The 12,885-nt window shown below is 58.7% G+C and carries 10 protein-coding genes; 5 read left to right on the forward strand and 5 right to left on the reverse strand.

Features of this window, described 5'->3' with window-relative positions; translation table 11 throughout:
- Positions 1-148: 148 nt before the first annotated feature.
- Positions 149-481 (forward strand): TraR/DksA family transcriptional regulator, encoded by a 333-nt coding sequence (locus BMZ24_RS14935; protein ID WP_092193563.1) that lies wholly within the window; start codon positions 149-151, stop codon positions 479-481.
- A 7-nt stretch (positions 482-488) separates the two neighbouring features.
- Complete coding sequence (locus BMZ24_RS14940; protein ID WP_092193564.1) at positions 489-1,493, forward strand: Lcl C-terminal domain-containing protein; 1,005 nt, start codon at positions 489-491, stop codon at positions 1,491-1,493.
- Between the two features lie 158 nt (positions 1,494-1,651).
- Here the strand turns inward: BMZ24_RS14940 and fdhF are convergent, their stop codons facing one another.
- Genes fdhF through BMZ24_RS14955 form a run of 3 tightly spaced genes read right to left on the reverse strand, consistent with a single transcriptional unit; the run spans position 1,652 to position 6,637 of the window.
- Positions 1,652-4,312: a formate dehydrogenase subunit alpha gene (fdhF, locus tag BMZ24_RS14945; protein WP_092193565.1), complete on the reverse strand. Its 2,661-nt coding sequence runs from the start codon at positions 4,310-4,312 to the stop codon at positions 1,652-1,654.
- A gap of 10 nt (positions 4,313-4,322) precedes the next feature.
- Positions 4,323-6,161, reverse strand: a complete 1,839-nt coding sequence (gene nuoF, locus BMZ24_RS14950) for an NADH-quinone oxidoreductase subunit NuoF (protein ID WP_092193566.1) — start codon at positions 6,159-6,161, stop codon at positions 4,323-4,325.
- Entirely contained in the window at positions 6,158-6,637 is a 480-nt protein-coding gene (locus tag BMZ24_RS14955) for an NADH-quinone oxidoreductase subunit NuoE family protein (protein ID WP_167364150.1), read from the reverse strand. Before BMZ24_RS14955 ends, nuoF begins: the two co-directional genes overlap by 4 nt.
- Positions 6,638-6,825: 188 nt before the next feature.
- On the opposite strand from BMZ24_RS14955, the gene BMZ24_RS14960 reads away from it, so the two are divergent.
- From BMZ24_RS14960 to BMZ24_RS14970, 3 genes are all read left to right on the forward strand, one after another.
- Positions 6,826-7,947, forward strand: a complete 1,122-nt coding sequence (locus BMZ24_RS14960; RefSeq protein ID WP_244150380.1) for an FUSC family protein — start codon at positions 6,826-6,828, stop codon at positions 7,945-7,947.
- A 132-nt stretch (positions 7,948-8,079) separates the two neighbouring features.
- Positions 8,080-8,751 carry a YiaD family glycine zipper/OmpA-like lipoprotein gene (locus tag BMZ24_RS14965; protein WP_092193567.1) on the forward strand — a complete coding sequence of 224 codons (672 nt, stop codon included), beginning with the start codon at positions 8,080-8,082 and terminating at the stop codon, positions 8,749-8,751.
- Positions 8,752-9,212: 461 nt separating this feature from the next.
- Entirely contained in the window at positions 9,213-9,329 is a 117-nt protein-coding gene (locus BMZ24_RS14970) for a desulfoferrodoxin FeS4 iron-binding domain-containing protein (RefSeq protein ID WP_092193568.1), read from the forward strand.
- A gap of 189 nt (positions 9,330-9,518) precedes the next feature.
- On the opposite strand, the gene BMZ24_RS14975 is transcribed toward BMZ24_RS14970, so the two are convergent.
- Positions 9,519-10,193 carry an acyloxyacyl hydrolase gene (locus tag BMZ24_RS14975; RefSeq protein WP_092193569.1) on the reverse strand — a complete coding sequence of 225 codons (675 nt, stop codon included), beginning with the start codon at positions 10,191-10,193 and terminating at the stop codon, positions 9,519-9,521.
- A gap of 1,073 nt (positions 10,194-11,266) precedes the next feature.
- The gene (locus tag BMZ24_RS14980) at positions 11,267-12,727 is read right to left on the reverse strand and encodes a P-loop ATPase, Sll1717 family (RefSeq protein ID WP_092193570.1); all 1,461 of its coding nucleotides are present in this window, start codon (positions 12,725-12,727) and stop codon (positions 11,267-11,269) included.
- Between the last annotated feature and the right edge of the window lie 158 nt (positions 12,728-12,885).

Here is a 12,885-nt window from a genome sequence, read left to right on the forward strand (position 1 = left end):
TCCCCGCGAAGGCGGGGATCCATGCTTCATGCCCGTATTTCTCCGTACACATTGACCCTGCATCGCTTTGGCTTCTATACTGGGCGTTCACGTCGCGCGTCCTCTCCAAGGGAAAGGAGGGGCCGCCCAACCTATTCAAGGACCAAAAATGACCCCTGAACAGCGCCGGGAAATCAAGACGCGCATCGAAAAGCGCATGCAGGAACTCCGGATCACCATCGCCCAACTTGAGGAAACCTCCAAGCCCGTTTCCCTGGACCAACCCATCGGACGGCTGTCACGCATGGATTCCATGGCCAATCAGGCCATCAGCGGCCAGCGCCTGACCGATTCGAAGCGCACGCTGATGCGCCTCGAACGGGCTCTGGACCGAATCGACAACGACAATTTCGGGATCTGCACCGAATGCGGCGAGGACATCGCCGCCGGGCGCCTTCTGATCATGCCCGAAGCCACGCGGTGCGTGGACTGCGCCGAGTAGGCCCGGCATGGCATCCCACCCCGTTCGTCATATCCTGGCCACCAGCCAGACCGTGTGTTTCAACGCCAAGGGGCTCCCCGTGGACTGCGCGGGCAGCGGTCAGGACGGAGAGTTTCGGACCGGACTTGCTTGGCCCGATCCAAGGTTCAGACTGCTGGAAAACCTCCTGGCGCAGGACCTCCTGACGGGCCTCGTCTGGCCCCGCACTGCAAGCATCGGAGACTTCCCCATGTCCTGGCCCGAGGCGCTCTCGGCCGTGGCCCGGATGAACGAGGAACACGCCTTCGGCCATGCCGACTGGCGCCTGCCCAATCGCCGGGAACTTTCAAGCCTGATCAGCTACAACCACCATCGCCCCGCCCTGCCCGCGCAGCATCCGTTCACGGTCAGCCAGACCTGGTACTGGACCTCGACCACGGCCAGCCGCGCGCCGGGCTACGCCTGGCACGTGCACCTGGAGGGTGGACGCATGTTCTACGGCGACAAGACGCGCGACGCCATGGTCTGGCCCGTGCGCGGGGAAAGCCCGCTCCTGACGCGGACCGGGCAGCGAACGTGCCGCGATGTGTCCGGGAATGTCGTGGGCTGCGAGGGGACGGGGCAGGACGCGGAGCTGCTCAAGGGCGCGGCCTGGCCCGAACCGCGCTTTGCGCCGAAGGACGCGGGCGTGCGCGACCTGCTGACGGGACTGCTGTGGACGCGCTCGGCGGACCTGTGCGGGGTGTGTACATGGGAGGAGGCGCTGGAGGCGGCCAGGAGGCACCGCGAAGGCGATCTGCACTGGCGCCTGCCGAACATCCGGGAACTGGAGTCCCTTGTCGACGCCGAGCGGCACGACCCGGCCCTGCCCGCCGGGCATCCCTTCGAGAACCCGCAGGAAGCCTACTGGTCCTCGACCAGCAGCGCCTACTCGCCGGACTGGGCCTACTGCCTGTACCTGCACAAGGGGGCGGTGGGCGTGGGCTTCAAACCCGGGCGCGAGTTCCGGGCCTGGTTCGTGGCCGTCGAATGACGCAGCCCATCTGACTCAAAAATTCAAAATTCGCAGGCCGATCAAAAATGGTGAGATGCAAGGAAGGGAAAAAATTCAGGGCACGCAGTGTATTGCGCATACATAAGCGGTCTGGATTTTTTCGCTGACGCAGCAGATCGCCGTTTTGGGGCGGCCTGCTATTCCGGGATCACGCGCACGGCGCAGACCTTGAACTCCGGAATCCGGGCCAGGGGATCAAGGGCCGGGTTGGTCAGGACGTTGGCCGCGGCTTCGGCGAAGTGGAACGGGATGAAGAGGTGCCCCCTGGCCACCCGGTCCGTGACCTCGGCCCTGACGGAAATCTCCCCCCGCCGGGACGCCACCCGCACCCGCCGCCCATGCGCGATCCCCAGGCGCGCGGCGTCCTCCTGATTCATCTCCACGAAACATTCGGGCACGATGCGATTCAGCCCCTCGCTTTTGCGGGTCATGGTGCCGGTGTGGTAATGCTCAAGCACCCGGCCCGTGCCGAGCACAAAGGGATACATCTCATCCGGCACCTCCGCCGGTGCTTGCGGATGCGTGGGTATGAAGCGCCCCAGGCCCCGGGGAAAGGTCTCACGGTGCAGGATGGGGGTGCCGGGATGGGCCTGGTCCGGGCAGGGCCAGACGATCCCCTCCCGCCTGATGCGCCGGTAATCGATGCCGCCGTAGATGGGGGCGGCCAGGGCGATCTCGCGCATGATCTCCTCGGGACGGTCATAGCCCATGGGTACGCCCAGGCGCGGGCCCAGAAGATTCAGAATGCGCCAGTCCGGAAGCGCCTCTCCCGGGCACGGCACGGCCGCCCGCACACGCTGCACGCGGCGGTCGGTGTTGGTGAAGGTGCCGTCCTTTTCGAGCGCGGACGCGGCCGGCAGGACCACATCGGCAAGCCGCGCGGTCTCGGTCAGGAAGATGTCCTGCACGACCAGAAAATCAAGGGCCGCGAGCCGAGCCTGCGCATGCGACGCGTCCGCGTCCGACAGGGCTGGGTTCTCGCCCATGATGTACATGGCCCGCAGCTCCGGGGAGGCGAACATCTCCGTGGCGGTCAGGCCCGGAGTCTTGGAGAGGGACATCTTCCACAGGCCTTCAATCCGCCCCAGGGCCGCATCGTCGTCCACCCGCCCATACCCGGGCAGAACGCCCGGCAATCCGCCCATGTCGCAGGAGCCCTGCACGTTGTTCTGTCCCCGCAGCGGATTGATCCCCGCTCCCGGCCGGCCCACCTGACCACAGAGCATGGCCAGATTGGCCAGGGCCAGCACCGTGTCCGTGCCGCAGGTGTGCTGGGTGATGCCCATGCAGTACAGGATCGTCGCCGCCCCCGCCCGGGCGTAAAGACGCGCCGCCCGAACAAGGTCGGCGGCCGGAATTCCGGTCGCGGTCTGCACGTATGCCGGAGTATAGACGGCCAGGGCCTCGCGCAACTCCTCGGACCCTTCGGTCCTGCGATCTATGAAGTCACGGTTTTCCAGACCCTCGCTCAAAATGACGTGCATGAGGCCGTTGATCCAGGCGATGTCGGTGCCGGGTCTGGGCCGCAGCCAGAGATCGGCGTGGCGGGTCAGGCCGATCTCGCGCGGGTCCGCGACCACGAGCGTGGCGCCTGAGCGGGCGGCGCGCTTGATGCGACTTGAGAACACGGGGTGCGTTTCGGTGGTGTTGGAGCCGGTGACCAGGATCACCTCGGCGTTGACCACATCGGCCATGACATTGGTCGGCGAGGCGCTGCCAAAGGCCTGCACCAGCGCCTCCAGGGAGGAGGCATGGCACAGCCGCGCGCAGTGATCCACGTTGTTGGTGCCCATGCAGCGCGCCAGCTTCTGGAAGAGATAGTTCTCCTCGTTGGTGCAGCGGGCCGAGGCCAGAAAACCCAGGCTGCGCGGTCCATGCTCCTCGCGCAGGGCCAGAAGACGCGAAGCCACCAGATCAAGGGCTTCGTCCCAGCCGGCCGGGACAAGCTCGCCGTCGCGGCGGATCAGCGGAGCCCTCAGGCGCTCGGGATGCGCGGTGAAATCCAGGGCAAAACGGCCCTTCACGCAGAGGCTGCCCTCGTTGTGCCCGTCCATGGCGCCCAGCACATGCTGGATGCGCCCGTCCTTCACATGCACATCCATCTGACAGCCCACGCCGCAATACGGACAGGTGGTGCGTACCGGACGCGTCTCGCACAGCCGGGCCTTGCCGCGCGCATCATGAATGCTCAGCGCACCCACCGGGCAGACCTGCAGGCATTCGCCGCAAAAAACGCAGTCCGACTCGCCCAGGGTGGAGTCGCAACCGGCCACGATCTTGGTGGCGGCCCCGCGATAACCGTAATCGATGGCCTCGTTGACCTGCACCTCGTTGCAGGCCTGCACGCAGCGGCCGCACAGGATGCATTTGGAAAAATCGCGCACAATGAACGGATTGCCGGTCTCGGGGCGATGGCGCGGTTTGGGCCGCCCGAAGGTGCCGGTGCCAACCCCGTAACGGAACGCGAGGCTTTGCAGAACGCAGTCTCCCGCCGCCGGGCAGAGCAGGCAGTCATGGTTTCCAGAGTCGAGCATGAGGCGCAGAATGGTCTTTCGGGCGCGGAGCACACGGTCGGAGTCGGTGCCGACAATCATGCCCTCGGCTGCCGGAGCCGCACAGGATGCGACCAGGGTGCGCGCCCCCCGGACCTCCACCACGCAGATGCGGCAGGCTCCGGTGGGCGTGCAGTTCGGCAGGTGGCACAGGGTCGGTATGAATATGCCATGCGCCGTGGCCACCTCCAGAATGGTCTGGCCGGGAGTGAAGGTGCAGGTGATGTCGTTGATGGTCAGTTCCATGGCGCTCCCGTCATTCGATGCAGTCAAAGGGACAGGCCTGGAAACACGCCAGGCATCGCACGCATTTTTCCCGGTCGATGCGCGCGACCTGCTTCTTGGCCCAGATCACGGCCCCGGCCGGGCACGCCTTGTGACACAGCCCGCACTTGCGGCACAGATCCTCCCGGACCTCGAACCTGAGCAGGGCCACGCAGCGCTTGGCAGGGCAGCGCCTTTCGTTGATGTGCGCCTCGAACTCGTCCCGGAAGTGGCGCAGGGCCGAAAGGATCGGATTGGACGCGGTCTGGCCCAGACCGCACAGGGAGGCGTCGGTGATGACCGCGGCCAGGTCCTCCAGGATTCGCAGGTCCCCGGGGACGCCCTTGCCCTCGCAGATGCGGGTCAGGATTTCGAGCTGACGCCTGGTCCCCTCCCGGCAGGGCGTGCACTTGCCACAGGACTCGTCCTGGATGAAGTCCATGAAGAAGCGGGCCATGTCGACCATGCAGGTGCGGTCGTCCATGACGATGACCCCGCCCGACCCCATGATGGCCCCGGCCTGGCTGATGGCCTCGTAGTCCACGGGCGTGTCCAGCAGGTGCGCCGGGATGCTCCCGCCCGAAGGCCCGCCGAGCTGCACGGCCTTGCATTTGCGCTTGCCCGGCACCCCGCCGCCGATGTCGTTGACCAGCACGGACAGAGGCGTGCCCATGTCCACCTCGACCAGCCCGATGTTGTTCACGTCGCCGGACAGGGCAAAAACCTTCGTGCCCTTGCTGCCCTCGGTGCCTACGCTCGCGTAGTGCGCCCCGCCAAGACGGATGATGCGGCTGACATTGGCCAGGGTCTCGACGTTGTTGAGGATGGTCGGCTTGCCCCACAGCCCCTTCTGCGCCGGGAACGGCGGCCGGGGGACGGGCATGCCGCGCTTTCCCTCAATGGAACGCATGAGCGCCGTCTCCTCGCCGCAGACGAAGGCGCCCGCGCCCTGGTAGATCTCGAGGTCGAAGGAGAAACCGCTGCCCAGGATGTTTTCGCCCAGCAACCCCAGTTCCCGGGCCTGGCCGATGGCTATGGTCAGGCGCTTGATGGCGAGGGGATATTCGGAGCGGCAGTAGATGTAGCCCTGGCGGGAACCGATGGCCACGGCCGCGACGAGCATGCCTTCGAGAACGGCGTGCGGGTCGGACTCGAGGATGGAGCGGTCCATGAACGCGCCGGGATCGCCCTCGTCGGCGTTGCAGAGCACGTACTTGAGGTCGCCGGGCGAGGCGGCCGCGAACTTCCATTTCAGGCCAGTGGGAAAACCGGCCCCGCCGCGTCCGCGCAGGCCGGAAGCGCGCATTTCCTCGACGATGCCTGCCGGGTCCATGTCGAAAAGGGCCTTGGCCAGCCCCTGGTATCCGTCATGGGCGATGGCGTGGCCGATGTTCTCGGGGTCGATGCGGCCCTTGTTGCGCAGGGTCCGGGGCCGTTGCAGGGCGAAAAAGGGGATCTCGTCCATGGAGGCCACGGCCTTGCCCTTCGGGTCCCGGTACAGCAGGCGCTCCACGGGCTCGCCCCCGGCCGAGACGACCACGTCGGCGGCATCCTCCACGCGCACCTTGCAGTACAAAATGCCGCCGGGCTGCATGACGACCACCGGGCCCAGGGCGCAGAAGCCGTTGCAGCCCGTCTCGACGACCTGCACCCCACCGCCCTGCCGCGCGGCCTCATCCCGCAGGGCCTCGATGAGCGGGATGGAGCCCGTGGCGTGGCAGCCCGTACCGCTGCAGCAGAATATGCGCGGAGCGGCCGTCTTCAGAAGTTCCCGCTCCCGGTCCCGCAATGCCGTCAGACCCGCTCGGTCAAGCTTCATGGCCGGGGTCATTTGTATTCCTCCAGAATGGCGCAGGCCGAATCGGGCGTGACCCCGCCGTGGGTGTCGCGGTCCACGACCATGACCGGCGCCAGCCCGCAGGCGCCCAGACAGCGCACCGGCTCAAGGCTGAAGCGCCCGCTTTCGCACGAGCCCCCGGCCTTGACCCCGAAACGGTGTTCGACCCGGTCCAGAACCTCCCGCACCCCGCGTACATAACAGGCCGTTCCGGTGCAGACGCGCACCGTGTGGCGGCCCTTGGGCTTGAGGGAAAAAGTCGAATAAAAGGAGACGACTCCGTAAACCTTGGACACAGGCAGCTCCATCCCGTCTGCGATATGCCGGATGAGTTCGAGCGGAAAATATCCGGCGATATCCTGACAGAGCCGCAGGACCGTGATGAGGGAGCCTGGGATGTCGCGGTGTTCGGCTATGAAGGCGTCTGCCTTGGCGAGTTGTTCCGGGGTGAGTGAGGTCAATAGGGTCACGCTTTTGCTGAAGTGGAATGGGTACGTACGCCCGCAAGCATAATGCAGGGGGCGGCAATGCGCAAATCGGTTCTGCTGGCCCAAGGCGCGGGGCTGGACGGAAATGGGCGAAATGGACTTTCCGGGCGGGATGGACCAAGGGATGGGAATGACGCCATGGCTTCGACCCTGGCTTGGAGAAAACACGCATGAGCACGAACGCCGACAATTCCTCTGACCCGAGCCCAGCTCCCCGGACGCATTCGGAAAAACCGGACATGCCGTTCATCGATCCGGATTCCCATCCGGCCATGATCCGCCATGGCCTGAAAACCGGCATCGCCGCCGTGCTGGCCTATGGCGCGGCATACCTGCTCGATCTGAAATTCGGGTACTGGGCGGCATTATCCGCCGTCATCGTCATGCAGGTCTATGTCGCCGACTCCGTGCAAATGTGCCTGTACCGCTTCTCCGGTACGGCCGTCGGGGCCGTCATCGGACTGGCGGCCATCCTGATCTTTCCCCAGACGCAACCCATGACCGTTCTGGCCCTTTTCCTCTCGGTGACTTTCTGCGCATACATGACGCGCTACAACGCCAGATACCGCATGGCGGCCATCACCGTCTGCGTCGTCGTCCTGGCCGGGTATGACCAGGACGACCGCATCGTCTTCGGCATGCTCCGCGTCGTGGAGATCGGCGTGGGCGTGGCCGCGGCCTTCCTGGTCAGCATCGCCCTGTGGCCGGTGCGCGCGGGCACCGCCCTCAAGGCCAGGCTCATGATGCGCTTCGGAGACTGCGCCAGGCATTACGAAGCCATCATGAACGCCTTCCTGGCCATGCAGTCCGGGCTCGACCCCAACCTTCTGGACCAGTTCCAGACCGATATCATGGAAGACCGCGCCCTCTTCCAGAAGGTGCTGCGCCATGAGCGACGGATGTACCACGAGGATACCGACCTTTTGGGCCTCAAGGTCCGCACGCTTGAAAAATGCCACGCACACTTGCAAACCATGCTCCAGGCCCTGAACAACGAGCAGGGACAGGGCTACGAGATCCTCATGGACCGGGAACTGCGCGAGCTCGCCTCCGTCACGGTGGAGAGCATGCGGGACATCGCTTCCGGCCGGACGCCGCAAACGGATTTGCTGGCAAAGGGTCTAAGCGAGTCCGAAACGAGACTGCGTGAACTGCGCAAGGAAGGGGCGACCAGACGCTTTCATCTGCAAAAGCTCGTGCAGTTCTTCGCCTTCTACCACAGCGCCCAATCCATGGGCAGGGACCTTCTTCTTTACGGCCAAAACCCCTTGTTTTCTGCCCAGACCGCATGACATGGCTTGCTGTTTGCGTTATGTCTCGGATACGGTGGCATCGCGTTGCCAGCGCAAAAGTTGACGATGCATGGGAACAGATTTATATTTAAAAATCAGCCAAAAACATCAGCCTCAAAGGAAGGCATCACCATGAAAAAATTCTTTATGATCGCATTGATCGTCGTGTTCGCAGCGACCGGCTGCGCCACCATGGACCAGCAGTCCAAGACCACCAAGGGCGCCGTGTACGGTGCGGGCGGAGGCGCTGTCGCCGGCGCGGTATTGGGCGGTATCATCGGCCGCGATGCCAAGGGCGCGGCCATCGGCGCCGCTGCCGGAGCAGCCATCGGCGGCCTGACCGGGGCCGGAGTCGGACGCATGATGGATAACCAGGAAGCGGAAATGCGACAGGCCCTGGCCCAGTCCGAAGAGGTGGCGATCCGGCGCGAGGGCGACCTTCTGGCCCTGACCCTCAAGGGAGACGTGACCTTCGACGTGGACTCCGACGTGGTTTTGCCCGGTCTGTACAACGAAATCGAACGCATCGCCCAGATTCTCGTCAAGTACCCCCAGACAACCATCGTGGTTGAAGGGCACACGGACAGCACCGGCTCCGACGCCTACAACCAGGGGCTGTCCGAACGGCGCGCCTGGAGCGTGCAGCGCCTGCTCACGGAACGCGGAGTGAGTCCAGCCCGGATAAGCGCCGTGGGCTACGGGGAATCCCGGCCCGTGGCTTCCAACGACAACCCTGGAGGCCGCCAGATGAACCGCCGCGTGGAAATCCGCGTCAACCCGAACACCGGCCAGCAGCCCTACTAGCGGCCTGCCCCCTCTGGCCTTGGCCGGGCGACCGGCTCACTTCCTCATCTGATCGGTCCTGTGCTGCAAAGCCCAGGGCCGATCAACTTTTTTAGAAAACGCCAACACAGGGCAAATTCTCCGTTCTGGGCACCGAAGAAAGCATGGGCGAAAGGAAAGGGAAGTCTGGCCTTAGCCCCTGCAAGTACAGGGAAAAAGCACAAAAGAAAGAACGCCCGCACATTCAAGGCCGAGCTATTGCACAAAAACCGACACACTGTTATGGTCTTCCCAATTCGCAACATTCCGTAGAATCATCACAGATACAGGATTGGTCCCCGGTTGCTGAAACACTGCGTTCGCTCCCCTCCTCGATATCATCACTGATTCAAGCTGCTTACTCATAAGCGTTCGCAACGCCCAAGCAGCATGCCCCTTGTGAAAAATTATAATCCACCACAACATTCAACAAGGAGAATTCTATGTCTTCGGAAAAAGGTGAAGTTTACAAATGTGAAGCGTGTGGTGCCGTCGTACTCGTGCAGGAAGGCGGTGCGGGAGAACTCGTGTGCTGCGATCAACCCATGATCAAGCAATAATCTGTCAGCTCCCCTCAAAACGAATCCCCCCTGTTTTCCTTGGATTTAGGAAAGCAGGGGGGATTTTAAATAATGAGGAAGAGGATGGGAGAAGACTGAGCAGACTTTACAGCACTTTTTGAAGTTTCAATAAAAGCTGGCCAATTCATTATTGCCCGTTGAAATCTGACGGCACAACATCGCCGCAACTCAAAAAAACCAATTCACTCCTATGCAAGGCCCCAGCGTGTTCACCCCTTGGTTGGGTTTGGACAGACCGGCAGAGGAAAGATGAAGAAAGTGGATCTCAAAGTTGACCGCAACGTCGTCGGTGAAAAAATAGTTCACTCCAACCGCCGCTTGTTCATTGAATTGAAACGATGCGCCCAGATCGGGGGCCCGGATTTCGGTGAACGCAATGCCAATACCGATATCGACGTAGGGAATCCAGCGTGTGCCGGTGGCAAAGTTATAGCGCAGATGGGGCGTCAGTCCGACGGTCCAGTAGCCATCGGAATTGACCTGCGGAGCGAGAAAGACCTCCCCGCGCACTTCGAAATTTCCTCCGTACCATTGTCCGACGCCCACGACATCGCCGACCATACGACCGTAAGAAACCGTCATCGGGAGGAGGTCGTGCCGCTCCTGGGCTCCGAAAATCTTGATTCCGTATCCCATTCCGACACCGAGGCGAAACGTCTGCGTCCCGGCGCGAAAGCCGTGGCCCATCGCGCCCGACCAGATATCCGTGACCCCAGGAGGTGAAATGTCCACCGCAATGAGCGCAGAATCGGCGGCAGGTTCAAGATCCTCCGCATGAACCAAAAAGGGCTGGAGCAAAAACAGGCAAACGATAAACGCGTTGATTGGTTGAAGCATCTTCATGAGTGACTCTCCTGATACAGTGTCAAACTGGCTTTGAATGGCGAATCCGGTTCGTTCACGCGAACTAAATCCGCCGTGGTCAGCATGTTTGCATATCGGCAAAAAGGAGACATTTATCCGAAGACGCTATCCCCAGCCAGGTCATACCAGGGAAAGCGTTCCTGCTCGGCAACACCTTGATCCAGCAACGATTACGCCAAGATGATCCTGCGAATAGTATTTCGTAACATTCTGATTTTGTGAAAAAAAATACAACATTATAGGACCGGCCGAAAAGAGACTTATGCCTGAATCCGCCGCATATTCCGCAACTAGGATATATGACGGGTCTATTCAGATAGAATCAGCCTGCAGAAAGCTGGGCCGAAAAGCAACGGCTCCCAAAATAATCACCACTGCAACTCCAAATGGCAAGAGACGGAGGCGCAAAGACGAGAACGAATTGTGCAGAAGGGCTTCCCATTCGGGTTGCCTAAAGAAGCAGAATTGACGGAGGCTTAAGGCTGGGCTTCAAAACGACTCACGGCAGGTTTCTCCGATTATGTATCCGCCGTATGTATCCGTGCGGACTTGGAGATTCCTGCCGTTTTTATATCGCAACTATTTGTGATAGTTGAAAAAAAATGGCGGAGAGGGTGGGACTATCAACTGTGAACCAAAAAACAGAAGTCCAACGCTCTCAATCCACCTTACACCCTGATTTAATTATATTTTTGCCTACGCGACTTGTTCAACAATATCCTCTTGGCGAAAAAATGGACACGTACTTTGGACCACTCATGGTCATGAAGTCGATTGTAAATGTACCCAACGAATGCCGAGAAGTAAATTCACCCCTACGCGTAAAACATTAGCCGATTCTTGTGAAACATTATTATATAAACACCTGAAATATAGATACTAAATACGGAAAGGCACAGCGTTCGTCGCTTCTCAGGCCGTACATCCCCAACACATCTGAACCAATCTGCATCAAAAATGCGAGAGCAGAGGGATGATACTGGTGCACCCTACCGGGGTAGGTGGTCCCTATGGGGGGGGGGGCAACAGTCTGCCAGAGTCAAATGTACAAGCTATGTGTCTAACTCTACAGATTGACCTCGATTTCGAATCCGTTCTACAGTTCCTACTGCCTTACGAAAGCAAGGATGGATTTGAACTTCTTCAAATCTTGGAACATGCCGCCCCTGATAGGAATAAACAGTTTTACTTCCACCCTCACCGCCAAGCACAAAGTCACCAATAAATCCGATCTCATATAAAGTCTGAAGAAGCTTCGTTGTATCAGTATCTTTCACGATTGCGAGAAACCAATCTTCTCGCAAATCCAGATCAGACAATATAGACAAAAGCATATCGTCTATTTCTGACTTCTTTAAATGATATTTGATTCTAAAAAACTTTGTCTTCCAATAAGAAAAAACGTCTACAAGACCAGGATATTGATTCGAGTATTCAGCGCATAAATCATCTAACTTCCATTCAGAATAGCTGTATTCACAAGACTTCAAACTTTCTACACTTGGCTCTTCATATTCAACAGCCTCTGTATAGTATCTCGACAACTGAATTAGCTCTCTAGGACGACCGAGCGTCCTTTCATACATCCAGTTCTCTGTGACAGACGTCCCAATTGTTTGAGGAAATACAGAATAAAATGGATTATCTAACTTATGAGCAGACATTCTTACTCTATTATAATTAATTCTTTCATTTAAAATAGACATTAAATTTTGAATTTCCCAACGTATACGCTCTACGTTGCGATATTTGTCTGAGTGTTGCGTCTTCGTGATTAATATTTCATATATATCTTCTCTCAAAAAAATACATATATATATATTGTGCGAAACAGAAGATATGTAATTTGTAGCAGAGAGAAGACCGAGGAGTAAGTTATTCGCCGCCTCGCTGTTATTCCATCCCAAATCGAGGTCATCAATAAGAATGACAAATTTAGCGCCTTCACCTGTCAGAACTCTCATATGGTGCTCAAGCGCATCTACATCTGCGATATTCCTCAATTCTTTCTCTAAAGATAATCCAAATTCACCAAGGCCATCAACTTTCCCTTTTATACGAGTTAATACATCCGCTATATTCTCGACGAAATCCTTAGAAGTTCTGTTCATTTGTACGGATATATCTCTAGCAAACTCAGCACTTGCGGTAGCAAATTTCCCTTTTATCTTATCTCCGAACTTGCACAGGCAGTCTAAAAATATCTGCCGAATCCACGTGTGTTGAAAAAAAATTTCAGTACCGAAACTATTTATTATATCAGTATCATTGAGAACATTCCGGACAGCATTATAACTTGGAGACATATTAATAACATGCGTTCCTAGATCGGAAGAAAAATGCTGCTCTAGTTTTTTACGCACAGCACTTTTCCCAGACCCCTTTCTTCCTATAATTATGCTTTTTTGTTTATCTTTTAAACGCTGAAATGCTGCAGTATGAACAAAATAGCACAGCAATGCAGGATCGCGCTCTGCACTATCATCACCCCAATTGATATCAGCAAGCTTCATATACTCTTCCTCGACAGAATTAAAAAAACATGAATGCATTCAAAGTCATTGTAAAAGTACTCCTGCTCGAATCCCATAATACTCATCCGCAAGGACTTGCAACTAATTTCCGCACTATTGATTACGAGTCAGGCAATGATTTAGCATCGCACTTTTTT

It is taken from the genome of Desulfomicrobium norvegicum, assembly GCF_900114595.1.
GTDB lineage: Bacteria > Desulfobacterota > Desulfovibrionia > Desulfovibrionales > Desulfomicrobiaceae > Desulfomicrobium > Desulfomicrobium macestii.